Source organism: Rhodococcus globerulus NBRC 14531, assembly GCF_001894805.1.
GTDB classification, from domain to species: Bacteria; Actinomycetota; Actinomycetes; order Mycobacteriales; family Mycobacteriaceae; genus Rhodococcus_F; species Rhodococcus_F globerula.
This window is the reverse complement of the sequence record NZ_BCWX01000001.1, coordinates 1,669,718-1,685,177: the sequence shown is the minus strand read 5'-3', so window position 1 is coordinate 1,685,177 and position 15,460 is coordinate 1,669,718. Positions and strand designations below refer to the sequence as shown.

The following is a 15,460-nucleotide window of genomic DNA, read 5'->3' as shown; positions in this document are numbered from 1 at the left end:
TCCGTCCGGCATATAGCCGAAGTGTGCCGGATTGCTCGAAGGTCAGGGCGAACGAAAGTCGCTGTCCACCAAGGACAGTCAAAACCCCTTGCCCGCCGGCCAGCAGCCGGACTCACAGCGAACAAAGCCGCCGTACTGCACATACGCACATGGCGATCATCAGTACTGCCCACGATCAGTGCTGCGTCAAAACCGGAAATCAGACACACATATAGCGAGAATCGTACTTCCATCCTCCTAAGGATTGCAATACTTGAAATGCTTAGGGTTCCGTGATTAGCTCACGATCAACGAAGAGTGGCGCACGTCACGACCCAATCGGTCAGTCGAGGCCCGTCTACTCACCCCCAAAAATCTCTCCTCACCACAGGAGGCACTCCTTGACACAGGCGGCCCGCTACACCAGCCCAGCGCAATTCACCCTCGCCGAGGGCTGGAATCTCACCCGGCTCACTCCCCCGAGCAGGCTGTTCGGCGCAAACGGACTCCGCACCGGACCGGACGGCCGCGTCTACGTGGCACAGGTGGCAGGCAGCCAGATCAGCGCGCTCGACATCAACACCGGCAACCTCGAGACCATCAGCGCCATGGGCAGCGACATCGTTGCGCCCGACGACGTCGCCTTCGATCCCACCGGCGACCTGTACATCACCGAGTACTACGACGGCCGGGTCAGCGTGCGCGAATCAAGCGGCAGCACGCGGCTTTTGCGCGACGACCTCCCCGGAGTCAACGGAATCACGTTCCACCAGGGGCGACTGTTCGTCAACGAGTGCCGCATCGGTGGCCGTCTGATGGAACTGAGCCTCGACGGCGGCGCACCCCGGATACTTCTCGAAAACCTCCCGATGCCCAACGGCATGGAGGTCGGTCCCGACGGCAAGCTGTACTACCCGGTGCTCGGGACCAACGAAATCTGGCGCATCGACCCCGACGGCAACGGTGAACCCGAACGCGTCGCAGCAGATCTCGGCGTCCCGGACGCAGTCAAGTTCGACTCCGAGGGCTTCATCGTCTCCACCCAGGTGGCGTCGGGCGAAGTGCTGCGGATCAATCCCCGCAACGGCGATCGCACCGTACTGGCAAGCCTCAATCCCGGACTCGACAACCTCACCTTCGTAGGTGATCGACTGTTCGTATCGAGTTTCACCGGCCAGATCACGGAGATCCTCGATGGTGGCCGAACCCGCACCGCCTTGGCCGACGGTTTGACTTGGCCCCTGGATTTGACCGTTGGCCCGGACGGCACGTTGTACATCGCCGATGGCACCTTCTTGCTCGCACTCGAACCGAGCGGCGAACTCCGCACTCTCGGAATGCTTTTCAGCCCAGGATACCCCGGTTACATCCGCGGAATGACGGCCGTCGGCGACGGCGAATTCATCGTCGCGGGCAACGGAACCGTTTCGCGCTACAACGCCGTCACCGCTGAAAGTGAGGTCCTCGCCGAAGGACTCGACCAACTCTACGGTGTCGCGGTCTCCGCGAACGGAACCATCGCGGTTGCCGACCTGGGAGCAGGCAAAGTTGTTGCCGTCGGGTCGAGCGGGCAGGTTGAAGAATTGGCCTCGGGACTGCACGACCCGATGGGCGTGGCCTTCACCGCGGACGGTACCTGCCTGGTCTCCGAAGCCGGCGCCGGACGAATCGTCGCGATCAACGGCTCCAGCGTCGACACGATCGTCGACGGACTCGAGAACCCGCAGGGAATTCTTGTTCGGGGCGGCGTGCTCTACATCGTCGATGTCGGAACAAAAGCCCTGATCAGCTTCGATCTGTCGACCAAGATTCAGCAGAAAGTTGCCGGCAATCTGCCGGTGGGCGCACCCGAGGGTGTCACCCCCAAGCCGCTGCTGGGACTAGCGCCGTTCTCCGGTCCTCAGGGCCCGTTCGCCGGCATCGCGGCCGGACCGGACGGAACAATCTACGTCTCCGCAGATGCAGAAGGCAGCGTCCTGGCACTACGCAAGGCAGTGTGAGCCACGCGATGAGCAACAGCCAAGTTGGCGACAGCTTTGTCGGTCTGGACGGACGCATCGTGGTTGTCTCGGGCGCAGCAGGCGGCGGGATCGGCACGTCGGTAACGAGCATGCTTGCCCGCGCCGGAGCAACCGTGATCGCCGTGAGCCGTTCCAAGGAAAACCTCGACACCCACATCGCACCACTTATCGCGCAGGGTCTTTCGATCATCCCACTGGCGGCCGATGCGTCCACCGACGACGGTATTGCCATCGTGCGAGAGCAGATTCGACGCACCGACGGCAAACTGCACGGATTGGTCAACGTCGCCGGCGGCGCTGCCCCTGCAACCTGGATGCCGTCCACTCGCGTCACCCGAGCGGACTGGCGCGAATTGTTCACGGCAAATCTCGAAACGATGTTCTTCATGAGCCAGATGGTCGCGTCGGAATTGAAGGCCCAGAGCCGTCCCGGTTCCATCGTGTCGATCTCGTCGATCAGCGGAATGAACACCGCGCCTTTTCATATCGGTTACGGCAGTGCAAAAGCCGCCTTGGTCGCGGCAACCCGCACGATGGCCGTGGAACTCGCCGAAGTCGGTATTCGAGTGAACGCCATCGCTCCCGGCGTGACCGCCACCCCTGCGTCTTCCACCTACGTCGACGACGATCCCGAGCGTGATCGCCGCGCCATCACGATGGGTCGACGCGGCCGCCCTGAGGAGCAAGCCGGTGCAATTCTCTTCCTGTTGTCGGATCTCTCGACCTACATCACCGGACAGACATTGCTCGTGGACGGCGGACTGAATCTCAAGTGGACGCACATGGGCCCAGATCACACGTCACTTTTTCTCAAGGACGAATCGTTCCGCGACGCGATAACGCACTGACACAGAACCGATGTGAAGAGGAGACACCATGACCGACACTGCCGAGAACATTCCGGAATCGACTGTAAGCGAGTCACATTCCACACCACTCACCATCGGTGTGGATGCATACATTTCGCAGACGTATTCCCGCGCCGAGGGCGACAAGCTGTGGTCGAAAGTGTGGCAGCAGGTCGGTCGGGTGGAGGAAATTCCCAAGGTCGGCGACTTTCTCACCTACGAAATTCTCGATGACTCGGTCATCATCGTGCGCTCGACCCCGGACACGATCAGTGCCTATCACAACGTCTGCTCCCACCGCGGTCGCCGACTCGTCGACACGCCGCCCGGTGCCCACGAAGCCCGCGGCCAGGCAAGGCAATTCATCTGCGGGTTTCACGGCTGGCGGTACGACCTCGACGGCAAGAACACCTTCGCCGCCGAACGTCAGGACTGGCCGTGTGGGTTGACCGAGGAATCAACGAAGCTGCGTGGTGTCACAGTGGACACCTGGGGTGGATGGATCTGGATCAACATGGATCCGGGCTGCGAACCTCTGCGTGACTATCTCGAGCCCGCGGCTTCCCTTCTCGATCATTTCCACCTCGAGAACATGCGGTACCGCTGGCGCAAATGGCTTGTCTTCGACTGCAACTGGAAGGTTGCGCTCGAAGCGTTCATGGAGACCTACCATGTTCCGTACACCCACCCGGAGTTCATGAACTTCGGGAATTTTCTCGGTTGGTCCCGCGCCCAAGGTAAGCACAGCAACATCGGTTACGACGCACCGAAGGGCATGGAAGAAAACCAGGCAAAACTGCGCATCGGCAGCGGCGCGGACCCCCGTAAGTCGACCATCGAAATGCAGAACTTCACGTGGGAAAATGCAAACACCAATACAACTCGGACCCTCGTCGATGCGGCCCAGCGACTGATCGACGAACTCCCCGAGGGCACCCCATCGGATCAGGTTCTGCGTCACTGGCTGGATTCGGCCAGGCGCGACGACGAAGCGCGTGGCGTGATCTGGCCGACCGTCGACCCACAGGTTGTCGCCGCAAGTGGCACGGCGTGGCAGATCTTCCCGAACTTCCAGATCGGGCACGCCCTGAACAACATGCTCTGCTACAGCGCCCGGCCCTACGGCGACGATCCGAACAAGTGCATCTTCGAGGCCGCTGTCTACGAACTCTTCCCCGCAGGCGAGGAACCGGAAACCGAATGGGAGTTCACCCCGCCGGAGGATCCGGCCTGGCGAACCGTCCTGCCACAGGACTTCGTGAACATGGCTGCGGTCCAGAAAGGTATGAAGTCGCAAGGCTTTTCAGGGCCGAAACCCAACCCGTACCGCGAACGCAGCATCGTCAACCTCCACCACAACCTAGCCACGTACATGGGTACCGGTGCGCCGGTGGATCTCGCCTGACTCCTCACATCGTGTACTGACTTGCTCTGACGAAAGAAGATCCGATGACCGCACCGACCCAAGCTACGGCCATGACGCCTTGCGCGCCCACACACACTCCCGAAGTCGACATCGACGCTCTCCGGGCGAAGTACCTCCTCGAACGCGACAAGCGTGTTCGTCCCGAAGGTCAGCAGCAGTACGTGGAGGCCGCCGACGAATTCGCGGGTTTCTACGAGAGCGATCCGCACCTGCCCGTCGAACCGCGCGAGCCCATCACCGACGACATCGAGGTCGTAGTCCTCGGCGGTGGATTCTGCGGCCTCATTGCCGCGCACCGCCTTCAGCAGGCGGGCGTCACAGACTTCAAGATCGTCGAACTCGGTGGGGACTTCGGCGGCGTCTGGTACTGGAACCGCTACCCGGGAATCCAGATCGACTCGGACGCCTACTGTTACCTCCCGCTGCTCGAGGAAACCGGCTACATGCCGAAGGAGCGGTTCTCGCACGGCGACGAGTGCTTCGAGCACGCTCAGCGCATCGGTAAGCACTTCGGATTCTACGACAATGCGATCTTCCATACCTTGATCCGCTCGCTGGAATGGGACGAGGAGATCAATCGCTGGCAGATCCGTACCAATCGCGGCGACGAGATCCATGCTCGTTTTGTCGTCATGGCACAGGGCCCATACAACCGGCCGAAGCTTCCGGGTATCCCCGGGATCACGGACTTCAAGGGACACACATTCCACACGGCTCGGTGGGATTACGACTACACCGGCGGCGACCTGCACGGCGGGCTGGACAAGATCGCCGACAAACGAATCGCCGTCATCGGCACCGGATCGAGTGGTATTCAGGCGATCCCTCACCTGGCAAAAGGCGCGAAGCACCTGACCGTCTTCCAGCGGACACCGTCGTACATCTTCGAGCGAGCCAACTACCCGACCGATCCTCAATGGGTGAACAGTCTAGAGCCAGGTTGGCGGGCAGCACGTCAGCGCAACTTCCACAATGCCGCCTTTGCCTTCTACTCCCCCGGCGAGCCGGATCTCATTTGTGACGGCTGGACCGAAGTGTCGCGCAACATGGCCGCGAAACTAACCGAAACCAACGGCTGGGCTGCGCTCGCCGATCCGGTGAAGTTCATGGAACTCAAGGAGATCGAGGACTACCGATCGATGGAGCGGCTCCGCCGACGGATCGAGGAGATCGTCGACGACTCGGACACTGCGGAACTACTGAAGCCGTACTACCGCAACATGTGCAAGCGTCCCGTCTTCAACGACGACTATCTCCCGACCTTCAATCGCCCGAACGTCACTCTGATCGATGTGTCGGAAACCAAAGGCGTGGAACGGATCACCGAGAAGGGCGTCATGGTCGACGGCGTCGAGCTCGAGTTCGACGCGATCGTGTTCGCGAGTGGGTTCGAGATCACCACCGCGCTCGACCGCCAGTTCGACATCGCGCCGTTTGCCGGTCGCGACGGAACCTCCCTCTACGACCACTGGGGCAAGGGATTCCGCACCCTGCACGGTGTAATGGCGCACGGCTTCCCCAACCACTTTGCCACCGGCTTCGTTCAAGGCGGAGTCACCGCATCGACAACGCTGATGTTCGAGCAGCAGGCCGACCATATCGCGTACATCATCAAAGAGGCTCAGGCGCGCGGAGCCACGCATGTCGAACCCACCGCGGCAGCCGAAGAAGGCTGGATCCAGACCATCCGGGCCCACTCGATCGACAACAGCACGTTCACGTCGGAATGCACCCCCGGCTATTACAACAGCGAAGGCGAGCCGAACGGGCGCTCATTCCTCGGCGACCCGTTCTGGGGCGGTTTCTACGAACTGGGCGAAATCCTTCAAACCTGGCGGGACACGGGCACATTGGAAGGCCTGAAACTCGATGTCTGAGGCCCGCTTCGACGGTCGTGTTGCCGTCATTACCGGCGCCGGCAGAGGAATCGGACGTGAGTACGCACTACTACTTGCATCCAAGGGGGCCAAAGTGGTCGTCAACGATCCCGGTGTCGGGATCAGCGGTGAGAATACAGATAGCGGAGTCGCCAGTGCGGTCGTCGCGGAGATCACTGCTGCCGGCGGCGATGCAGTCGCGAGCACTGCGTCCGTTGCAACCGCACCGGGCGGCCAGGCGATCGTCAACGCGGCCATCGAGCACTACGGACGTATCGACATCCTCATCCACAACGCCGGAAACAATCGCTACGCACCGCTGACGGAGATGACGTACGAGGATTTCGACGCAGTTCTCGACGTTCACCTCCGCGGCGCATTTCACGTACTGCGGCCGGCATTCCCGCTGATGTGCGACGCCGGATACGGCCGGATCGTGCTGACCTCGTCGATCGGCGGTCTGTACGGAAACAACCGCATCGCGAACTACGCGGCGTCCAAGGCGGGCATCATCGGACTGTCCAACGTGGCAGCAATCGAGGGTGCCGACCACGGCGTCTTGTCCAACGTCGTCATTCCCGCAGCGATCACGCGGTTGGCCGACGGGATCGACACGTCGTCGTACCCGCCCATGGGACCGGAACTCACGGCCCCGACGGCCGCCTGGCTGGCTCACGAATCCTGTTCCGTCACCGGCGAAATGCTGGTGACAATCGGCGGCCGCGTTGCTCGGGCATTCATCGCCGAAACCCCCGGGGTGTACCAACCGTCATGGTCGATCGAGGAGGTTGGAAGGCAGATCGACGCCATCCGCGACGTCCGCGATCCGTGGATCCTGCCTGTCGTCCCGTCAGCTCACGTCGACCACATCACCAAGAGTTTTGCGATAGCCATGGAGGGCAACGCACATGTCAGTTAAGGTTTACGAACGCATTTTGCAACTCTTCGAAGCCGAGGGCATCAACACGATTTTCGGAATCCCCGACCCGAACTTCGTGCACATGTTCCACCTCGCCGAGGAACGCGGATGGAATGTGGTTGCGCCGCACCATGAAGAGTCGGCCGGATTCATGGCTGAGGCCGTATCGCGCATGACCGGCAAGGCCGCGGTGTGTATCGGTACCCTTGGCCCCGGCGTCGCAAACCTGGCCGGCGCCATGATGTGCGCCAAAGTCGAGAACTCACCGGTGATCTTCCTCGGTGGCCAGCGCGCCCGCATCACCGAACAGCGCGTTCGACGTGGGCGCATTCAATTCGTCAAACAGGCAAACCTCTTCGAAGCATCCGTAAAATACAGTGCCAGTATCGAATACGCCGATCAGACGGACGAAATTATCCGCGAAGGACTGCGGAAAGCGCTGTCCGGCACCCCTGGACCCGTGTACATCGAATACCCCTCCCACATCATCCAGGAAGAGCTGGACGTGCCAGACCCGTTGCCCCCCAATGCGTATCGCATGGTCGGACAGACTGCGGGCCCAGACTTCGTTGCCGAAGCGGTGAAATTGATCCAAGCGGCCCAGCAACCCATTCTGCTCATCGGGCACGGAGTCCACACCTCCCGCGCCGGCGAATCCGTCAAGGCACTCGCAGATGCCATGGCCTGCCCTGTCATTCAGACCTCAGGGGGCACCTCCTTCATCGAAGGACTCGAGAACCGCACCTTTCCATACGGCTTCTCCTCCGCCGCTGTCGACGCCGTGGTGAAATCCGACCTGTGCCTGGCAATCGGCACCGAACTCGGAGAGCCGGTCCACTACGGCCGGGGCCGGCACTGGATCGCGAACGAAGCGAGCCGGAAATGGATCCTCGTCGAACAGGATCCGGAGGCGATCGGCGTCAACCGCAGGATCGACGTGCCCCTCGTCGGCGATCTCCGCGCGATTGTTCCCCAACTCTCCGACGCGCTGTGGGATGCACCGCGCACGGCGACCCCCGAGCTCGACGGCTGGATCACACAGGATGCGACGCAGCTGGCGGAACTTGCCGAAACCGCGCCGTCCGGTATGTCTCCGGTGCATCCCGCTCGTCTGATTGTCGAGGCGACCAAGGATTTCCCGAGCGACGGCATCATGGTCCGAGACGGCGGCGCCACCACTATCTTCGGCTGGACGTACTCACAGGCAAAACCCCACGACGTGATGTGGAATCAGAACTTCGGCCACCTCGGCACCGGGCTCCCGTATGCCGTCGGCGCCGGTGTAGCTGACGGCGGCCAACGTCCCATCATGTTGATCACCGGCGACTCGTCGTTCCAATTCCATATCGCAGAACTGGAAACCGCTGCGCGACTCAACCTGCCGCTGGTCTGCGTAGTTGCCGTCGACTATGCGTGGGGACTCGAGGTGGGTGTCTACAAACGCACCTACGGCCAGGGATCACTCGAGACCGGTGTTCACTGGAGCACAGATACGCGGCTCGACAAGGTTGCCGAAGGCTTCGGCTGCTACGGGGAGTACGTCGACCGCGACGAGGATATCGCGCCGGCGATCAAGCGCGCCTACGCCAGCGGTAAGCCGGGCGTCATCCACGTTGCCGTCGACCCCAAGGCGAATTCCGAGGAAATGCCGAGCTACGACGAGTTCCGAACATGGTACGCAGAAGGCACTCAGTGAACATTCCAGCACGCATCATGCCCGGCTCGACGAGTACTCACGAACACTGCGAAAGGGACCAGAACAGTCATGCGTGAATATCTGAAGTTCTACATCGGCGGACAATGGGTCGATCCAGCGGAGTCCAGCACACTAGAGGTCGTCAATCCTGCGACCGAGAAGGTCTGCGGCACAGTAGCATCAGGATCACCGGCAGACGTCGACCGCGCCGTTGCGGCAGCACGCGACGCGTTCTCGAGTTGGTCTGCAACCAGCCGCGAGGAACGACTCACGATTCTGCGAAACATTCTCACCGAGTATCAGAACCGGATGGGCGACCTCGCTGCAGCTCTGACCGAGGAGATGGGCGCACCGAACGCGCTGGCCAACGGTTTCCAGGTGAACCTTGGTGCCGGTCATCTCACCACCGCGATCGATGCGCTCGAGAACTTCGTCTTCGAGGAGCAGCAGGGCGATTCACTGATCGTCAAAGAACCGATCGGAGTCTGCGGATTGATCACCCCGTGGAACTGGCCGATCAGCCTCATTGCCGTGAAAGTCTTCCCCGCACTGGCAACTGGTTGCACCATGGTGCTCAAACCTTCGGAGAAGTCGCCGTTCACCGGCCAGATTTTCACCGAAATCCTCGACGCTGCAGGAGTTCCCGCCGGCGTGTTCAACCTCGTCCAGGGCGACGGACCCACTGTCGGGGCAGCACTGTCCGCACACCCGGGCGTCGACATGATCTCGTTCACCGGCTCCACCCGCGCCGGCATCGACATCGCCACCAACGCCGCACCCGGCGTCAAGCGAGTCTCGCAGGAGCTCGGCGGCAAGAGCCCCAACATCATCCTCGACGACGGCGACTTCGCCGAGAACGTCGCAAAGGGTGTGGCAACCATGATGATGAACTCGGGGCAGACGTGCAGCGCACCATCACGCATGCTTGTGCCCAATTCCCGGATGGCAGAAGCCATCAGCGCCGCGCAAGAGGCAGCATCACAGGTGACCGTGGGTGATCCGGGCGGCGATTCTGCAATCGGCCCCGTAGTGTCCGAGGCCCAGTTCGAGAAGATCCAGTCCCTGATCGACAAGGGGATCGGCGAAGGTGCGACGCTGGTTGCGGGCGGCCTCGGACGTCCGGACGACTTGCCGACGGGCTACTACGTCCGCCCCACCGTTTTTGCCGACGTCACCAACAACATGACCATCGCCCGCGAGGAAATCTTCGGACCGGTTCTCACGATTCTCGGCTACGACAACATCGACGACGCCATCGACATCGCAAACGACACCGAGTACGGCCTCGCCGGATTTGTTGCCGGCGCGGACCTCGAGCAAGCTCGCGCCGTCGCTCGACGGATCCGCGCCGGGTCCGTCGCCATCAATGACGGATTCGACTTCGCCGCACCGTTCGGCGGCTACAAGAAGAGCGGCAACGGACGTGAGTGGGGCGGATTCGGTTTCCACGACTACCTGGAGATCAAGGGCATACTCGGCTACACCGCTGACGCTTCCTGAAATAGCACGGGAGATGAGTTCTCTGTCGGGCAAAGTTGCTGTGGTCACGGGCGCCAGTCGCGGTATCGGGAAAGGAATCGCGCTGGCGCTCGCAGACCAGGGCGCCGTCGTCTACGTCACGGGACGCACGGTTCTCGCTGGGTCGAATCCTCTACCCGGCACGATCGCAGAGACAGCAGCTGAGTGTACGCGGCGCGGCGGCAAGGGCGTTGCCGTCGCAGTGGACCACGCCGACGACGCACAGGTTGCCGCCCTGTTCCAGCAGGTACGAGACGAGCAAAGCCGATTGGACATTCTTGTCAACAACGCATTCTCCTTGCCCGAAGACCTGACCGACCCACAGTCCTTCTGGGAGAAACCGCTCTCCCATTGGGAAATGGTGGATGTCGGCGTCCGCTCGAACTTCGTAGCAGCTTGGCATGCCGCCAAGATCATGACACCGCACAAGTCCGGCCTCATAGTGGCCGTCTCCGGATACACCGGCGTCACTTACACCTACAACGTCATCTTCGGCACGGCGAAGTCTGCGGTGGACCGGATGGCACGAGATATGGCCATCGAGCTGAAACCGCATAACGTGACGTCCCTTTCGCTCTGGCAGGGCCTCACCTTCACCGAACGCGCGCAGCGAAACCTGGCGAATGTCCCTGGCTTGGATGGCCGGGCTGCTACTCGGCCGGAGGACGGCTGCACCCCGGAATTCCCGGGTCGCGTCATCGCAGCTCTCGCCGTCGACACAAATCTCGCGACACGCTCGGGCGGCACCTTCATCACCGCCGAACTTGCCCACGAATACGGAATCAAAGACGTTGACGGCAAGGTCGTTCCGTCGCTGCGCTCGTCGCGCGGCGCGCCCATCTGGTCTCCGATCTTCAGTGATCGTGATCAACACATCTCACGTAATTGACCGGAGGACTTCATGACTACATCTGCCACCTCGGATCGGCTAGCCGCCCTCGACGTTATGGTCGATCGTCAGGAGATCCACGACGCGTTGACCAGATTCAGCCGTGGCATGGATCGCTTCGACCGCGATATCTTCCTCTCCGCCTTCCACGACGACGCCACAATTGCGGCGGGGAACTTTGTCGGTGGACCGATCGATCTCTACCAGTGGGCCAGAGCGACCCATGAACTGGGCCAGGTGTCGACGCATCACAACCTGCTGAACCACACCTGCGACATCGACGGCGACACGGCACACACCGAGACGTACTACCTATTCGTCGGACGTAATCACGACGACACCAATTGGATCGCAGGCGGCCGGTACATCGACCGCGTCGAACGCCGTGACGGACAATGGAGAATCGCGCTGCGCACCAATGTAATCGAGTGGTCCGGCATCGTTCCGACAATGGGCATACCCTTCGCCGACGTTCCTGACATTCACGTCAACGGCGCCCCGTCGCGCAGCACAACAGACCCGTCGTACCAACGACCACTGACGAACATGCGGAATCCGCATGTCCCCGACTGATCCAGGAGTAGCCATGACCACGCTTGACATCAAGAAACTCAGCAACAATCTCGGTGCGGAGGTTCTGGGCGTCGATACCGATCGGCTACTCCGCGATGACGGTCTCGCAGACGCGTGTATGACTGCACTCGAAAAACATGGCGTATTGCTGTTTCGCAAGATCAATGTCGACGATCGCACGCAAGTCGAGTTCTGCCGGAAACTCGGAACACTGATCAACTTCTCCCGCTTCCCACCGTACGACGCGGAAGAAGTGATGGAGATCAGCTTCGACCCCTCCAACCCCAATGCGGAATACCTTGCCAGTAATGACTTCTGGCACATCGACGGCCTACTCGACAAGATCGCACCGAAGGCGTCCGTGATGAGTGCCCGCGTCACAGCCGACCGCGGTGGTGAAACCGAATTCGCCAGTACCTACGCCGCATACGAGGCGCTATCAGACGACGAGAAGAAACTGTTCGCCGATCTGCGCGTAGTCCACACCTTCGCGGCAATTCAGCGGCTGACGTACCCGGATCCGACACCGACTCAATTGAAGGAATGGGCCTCGCGCCGTGAAGTGGAACATCCCTTGGTGTGGCAGCATGAATCGGGTCGGCAATCGCTCGTGTTCGGGGCGACAACATCGCACGTCGTCGGAATGGACTTCGACGAAAGTCGTGCGCTCCTGGACGATCTCGAAAAGCGTGCCACAACACAAGAACTGGTGTATCGGCACACGTGGTCCGAAGGTGACCTGGTGATCTGGGACAACTCCGGCCTCGTCCACCGGGCCTGCGAGTTCGACCGGAGCGAGCCGCGCCGCATGCATCGCTCAACCCTGGTCGGCCACGAGAGCATCAAGTGAGCAGTCGCACCGCGGTAGTCACCGGTGGGGCATCGGGAATCGGCGAAGCGATCAGTCGGCGCCTCGCCGCCGACGGCGCGATGGTGGCAATCCTCGATATCGACGGCACCGCGGCCGAGGCGTTGGCGTCATCGATCGAATTGTCAGGCGGCAAAGCCATCGGATTGACCGTCGACGTGACCGATCGCGCTGCGATCGACGCAGGATTGAACGAAGCGCGTACACGTCTAGGACGACCAACCATCCTGGTGAACAGCGCCGGATTGAGCATCGACGGCCCCTTCCTCGAGATCACTGCCGAAACGTGGAACCGCTCACTCGCGATCAACCTGACCGGCACGTTCGACTGTTGCCAGGCTGTGCTGCCCGACATGATCGAAGAAGGCTGGGGCCGGATCGTCAACATCTCGTCATCGAGCATTCACAGCGGTGCCCCCGGATTGGCCGGCTACGTGGCCGCCAAATCGGGAGTTGTCGGCCTCACCAAAGTGCTGGCGCTCGAATTCGCCAAATTCGGAATCACCGTCAATACGGTTCCTCCCGGATTCATCGACACCCCGATGCTGCGCAACACAGTCGAGAAAGGATTCATCGACCTCGACCAACAGACAGCAAAAACACCCGTCGGCCGGATCGGCCAACCAGAGGATGTGGCGGCTGTCTGTGCGTTCCTCACCAGCGAGGAAGCCGGTTACGTCACCGGGCAGAGCATCGGTGTCAACGGTGGCCGGAACACCTGATCGAAAGCACGTTCGCTACCCGAGAGGATTTACAGCCGATGGCTCGAATTTCGCCTGCAACACCACAACAATGGACGCCCGAGATGAGGGAATTCTTCGACGGCTTCCGAACGACCGTTGCTGCCGATCCGCAACGGGCCGGTAAGGCTGGACTTAACCTGGTCGGGACCCTGGCCCGATATCCCGCATTGGCGATGCCATTCCTGTCCTTCAACGCGCACTTGCTTTCTGGGACTTCGCTTACCGACAGGCAACGGGAACTGCTTGTACTCCGCGTAGCGTCAGTCCGGCGATCCGATTACGAATGGGCCCAGCACGTCATCCTTGCCGAAACTGCCGGCGTGACAAAAGGCGAAATCCTTCGCGTCGCGGACGGACCGAATGCCCCCGAGTGGTCTCCGCTGGAACGGTCCCTGCTCAGTGCAGTAGACGAACTGCTGGCGGACGGCGTCGTGAGTGAGCTGACCTGGTCGGCACTGGCCGAGGAATTCAACACCGAGCAACTGATGGATATGGTGTTCACGGTTGGCTGCTACTCGATGCTCGCCATGGCACTGCGGTCATTCGACGTGAATCCTGAACCGGAGCTTGCTCCGTACCTCCCCGCCGTTCGGTAAATGGACACATGCGTGTTGGCTTCGCATCGTCTTAGCTGGTGATGCGAAGCTTGCACGCGGTGTTCAGTTTCCGGCGGAGCCGGATTCAGTCTCGGTGAACTGGACCTTGGCGGGTGGTGGAGCGGCGGCGTCGCTGTTTCGGGTCGATCGCGGACGGTGGGATGAACCACGGTTTGTGATCATCACCCATTTTGATTTCCCATATACCGCGGAACCCGCTGGTGCTGTGTATCAAACGGTGATGATTTCGGCAGAGGAGGGTGAGGTTGTCCATCACCGTCAAACCGCCGACCGACCACGGTTGTATATGGTGGGCGTCGCACCAAGCGGGTACCGCATCGCAGTTCGGGAAGGCGCAGCCTTTGTCCCGGGCAATCAACGCCGTGCGTTGTTCCGGTGTGACGAGGCGTTTGTGCGGCGTTGCATCGAGCGGTGCCCCGTTGCCGTCCATCAGGACGGTGGAGAGCATGCAGTCACAGGCAAGCATCCGGGTCAGGCTCACACTCAGTGGTCCCATCCAGGGCATGTATCCGACGTCAAGATCTTCGACATCAGGCTCATCGAAATCCGCCGCGACATCGCTACGCATGGTGGCACATTCCCGATGCTCCGCAAGATCTTTCGCAGTGATGTGCACATTCACATGCGGACGCTGACCACCATCAACACCGGTGACGGCATTGTCGAGATACCGGCGAATCAGTTCCGTGAACGCGTCGGCGGTGCGTTTGGCTGCCGCCCGCTGATCCGGGGTTCCGTCGGCGGCCGGTTTCGGCATCGACAGACCCGAGAGAGCCGACAACAACATTTCACCAGTGAGCGCGTCGAAATCGCCCTTGATCGCGACCCGACCGTTCAACGTCGGCGAAATCCGCAAGACGTTGAGATCGTCGTCCTCACCAGGCGGGATCTCATCCGATTCAAAAATCCGCTCGAGAACCGCAATCGCGTAGCGGAGTTTGATGGTGGTCGCCTCCACACCGGATGCCGCCGCGAGAAGGGTTTTCATGCAGGACGGTAACGCCCTGTCGGGCATTCCTTTTGGTGGCGATTCGCAGAACGCGACGATTATTGCCGCATGATCGAGCGAGAGGTCACCGGTCTCGAACTGCGCAGCAATGTCGGGGAACCCCCGCAGCGCGGCACCGAGGGCAGCGATCTTGTTACCGGCCGCGTTCTGCAGCATCGTGTTCGCCGCCAGCCACCGCCCCACACCGCGGTAACAAAGCACCTGCTCATCCGGATTGAGCGCCAATTCGTCGACGGCGGCAACCCGAATCGCTTCCAACCGAAGAATTTCCGCAGACGCACTAACGGCAACGTCCCGAACATCGGCCGGTCGCAATCGCCACAACCTGCCCCGCACACCCGTCGCGGAACCAGCTACAACATCCCCCACCAAAGTTGAATCGCAAACCGTAGTCATCAAGGCCTCCCCACCCTGACCTAATTATACTCGAACATCTATTCGATTCAAGGGGGCATACCGGGCACAGTTCGTTCCCCC

The 15,460-nt window shown here is 61.2% G+C and carries 13 protein-coding genes; 12 read left to right on the top strand and 1 reads right to left on the bottom strand.

The window, feature by feature from the left end; genetic code table 11:
* Nucleotides 1-380 precede the first annotated feature (380 nt).
* The 12 genes from RG2_RS07580 (at nucleotide 381) to RG2_RS07525 (ending at nucleotide 13,953) form a co-directional block, all read left to right on the top strand.
* Nucleotides 381-1,979, top strand: coding sequence for an SMP-30/gluconolactonase/LRE family protein (locus tag RG2_RS07580; protein WP_230589948.1), 1,599 nt, complete (start codon nucleotides 381-383; stop codon nucleotides 1,977-1,979).
* 8 nt (nucleotides 1,980-1,987) lie between these two features.
* Nucleotides 1,988-2,848 carry an SDR family NAD(P)-dependent oxidoreductase gene (locus RG2_RS07575; RefSeq protein ID WP_033230943.1) on the top strand — a complete coding sequence of 287 codons (861 nt, stop codon included), beginning with the start codon at nucleotides 1,988-1,990 and terminating at the stop codon, nucleotides 2,846-2,848.
* Nucleotides 2,849-2,876: 28 nt separating this feature from the next.
* Nucleotides 2,877-4,253, top strand: a complete 1,377-nt coding sequence (locus RG2_RS07570) for an aromatic ring-hydroxylating oxygenase subunit alpha (protein ID WP_033230944.1) — start codon at nucleotides 2,877-2,879, stop codon at nucleotides 4,251-4,253.
* Between the two features lie 44 nt (nucleotides 4,254-4,297).
* Nucleotides 4,298-6,151 carry a flavin-containing monooxygenase gene (locus RG2_RS07565; RefSeq protein ID WP_230589949.1) on the top strand — a complete coding sequence of 618 codons (1,854 nt, stop codon included), beginning with the start codon at nucleotides 4,298-4,300 and terminating at the stop codon, nucleotides 6,149-6,151.
* Nucleotides 6,144-7,070, top strand: a complete 927-nt coding sequence (locus RG2_RS07560) for an SDR family NAD(P)-dependent oxidoreductase (RefSeq protein ID WP_033230945.1) — start codon at nucleotides 6,144-6,146, stop codon at nucleotides 7,068-7,070. The genes RG2_RS07565 and RG2_RS07560 overlap by 8 nt, the downstream gene beginning before the upstream one ends.
* Entirely contained in the window at nucleotides 7,060-8,766 is a 1,707-nt protein-coding gene (locus RG2_RS07555; protein ID WP_033230946.1) for a thiamine pyrophosphate-binding protein, read from the top strand. The genes RG2_RS07560 and RG2_RS07555 overlap by 11 nt, the downstream gene beginning before the upstream one ends.
* Before the next feature lie 69 nt (nucleotides 8,767-8,835).
* On the top strand, nucleotides 8,836-10,266 hold the full coding sequence (locus tag RG2_RS07550) for an aldehyde dehydrogenase family protein (protein WP_033230947.1): 1,431 nt from the start codon (nucleotides 8,836-8,838) through the stop codon (nucleotides 10,264-10,266).
* A 13-nt stretch (nucleotides 10,267-10,279) separates the two neighbouring features.
* Nucleotides 10,280-11,173 (top strand): SDR family NAD(P)-dependent oxidoreductase, encoded by an 894-nt coding sequence (locus RG2_RS07545; protein ID WP_033230948.1) that lies wholly within the window; start codon nucleotides 10,280-10,282, stop codon nucleotides 11,171-11,173.
* A gap of 12 nt (nucleotides 11,174-11,185) precedes the next feature.
* A complete protein-coding gene (locus tag RG2_RS07540) occupies nucleotides 11,186-11,746 on the top strand; it encodes a nuclear transport factor 2 family protein (protein WP_033230949.1) in 561 nt (186 codons plus the stop codon).
* 13 nt (nucleotides 11,747-11,759) lie between these two features.
* Nucleotides 11,760-12,596, top strand: a complete 837-nt coding sequence (locus RG2_RS07535; protein ID WP_033230950.1) for a TauD/TfdA dioxygenase family protein — start codon at nucleotides 11,760-11,762, stop codon at nucleotides 12,594-12,596.
* Nucleotides 12,593-13,336 (top strand): SDR family NAD(P)-dependent oxidoreductase, encoded by a 744-nt coding sequence (locus RG2_RS07530; RefSeq protein WP_033230951.1) that lies wholly within the window; start codon nucleotides 12,593-12,595, stop codon nucleotides 13,334-13,336. Before RG2_RS07535 ends, RG2_RS07530 begins: the two co-directional genes overlap by 4 nt.
* A 38-nt stretch (nucleotides 13,337-13,374) precedes the next feature.
* A complete protein-coding gene (locus tag RG2_RS07525; protein WP_033230952.1) occupies nucleotides 13,375-13,953 on the top strand; it encodes a carboxymuconolactone decarboxylase family protein in 579 nt (192 codons plus the stop codon).
* Nucleotides 13,954-14,038: 85 nt separating this feature from the next.
* Here the strand turns inward: RG2_RS07525 and RG2_RS07520 are convergent, their stop codons facing one another.
* Complete coding sequence (locus tag RG2_RS07520) at nucleotides 14,039-15,379, bottom strand: HNH endonuclease signature motif containing protein (RefSeq protein ID WP_033230953.1); 1,341 nt, start codon at nucleotides 15,377-15,379, stop codon at nucleotides 14,039-14,041.
* Between the last annotated feature and the right edge of the window lie 81 nt (nucleotides 15,380-15,460).

Excerpts from the sequence above, each read along its gene's own strand:
- RG2_RS07575 (WP_033230943.1), top strand. The coding sequence starts at position 1,988 with ATGAGCAACAGCCAAGTTGGCGACAGCTTTGTCGGTCTGGACGGACGC.
- RG2_RS07570 (WP_033230944.1), top strand. The coding sequence starts at position 2,877 with ATGACCGACACTGCCGAGAACATTCCGGAATCGACTGTAAGCGAGTCA.
- RG2_RS07565 (WP_230589949.1), top strand. The coding sequence starts at position 4,298 with ATGACCGCACCGACCCAAGCTACGGCCATGACGCCTTGCGCGCCCACA.
- RG2_RS07560 (WP_033230945.1), top strand. The coding sequence starts at position 6,144 with ATGTCTGAGGCCCGCTTCGACGGTCGTGTTGCCGTCATTACCGGCGCC.
- RG2_RS07555 (WP_033230946.1), top strand. The coding sequence starts at position 7,060 with ATGTCAGTTAAGGTTTACGAACGCATTTTGCAACTCTTCGAAGCCGAG.
- RG2_RS07550 (WP_033230947.1), top strand. The coding sequence starts at position 8,836 with ATGCGTGAATATCTGAAGTTCTACATCGGCGGACAATGGGTCGATCCA.
- RG2_RS07545 (WP_033230948.1), top strand. The coding sequence starts at position 10,280 with ATGAGTTCTCTGTCGGGCAAAGTTGCTGTGGTCACGGGCGCCAGTCGC.
- RG2_RS07540 (WP_033230949.1), top strand. The coding sequence starts at position 11,186 with ATGACTACATCTGCCACCTCGGATCGGCTAGCCGCCCTCGACGTTATG.
- RG2_RS07535 (WP_033230950.1), top strand. The coding sequence starts at position 11,760 with ATGACCACGCTTGACATCAAGAAACTCAGCAACAATCTCGGTGCGGAG.
- RG2_RS07525 (WP_033230952.1), top strand. The coding sequence starts at position 13,375 with ATGGCTCGAATTTCGCCTGCAACACCACAACAATGGACGCCCGAGATG.
- RG2_RS07520 (WP_033230953.1), bottom strand. The coding sequence starts at position 15,379 with ATGACTACGGTTTGCGATTCAACTTTGGTGGGGGATGTTGTAGCTGGT.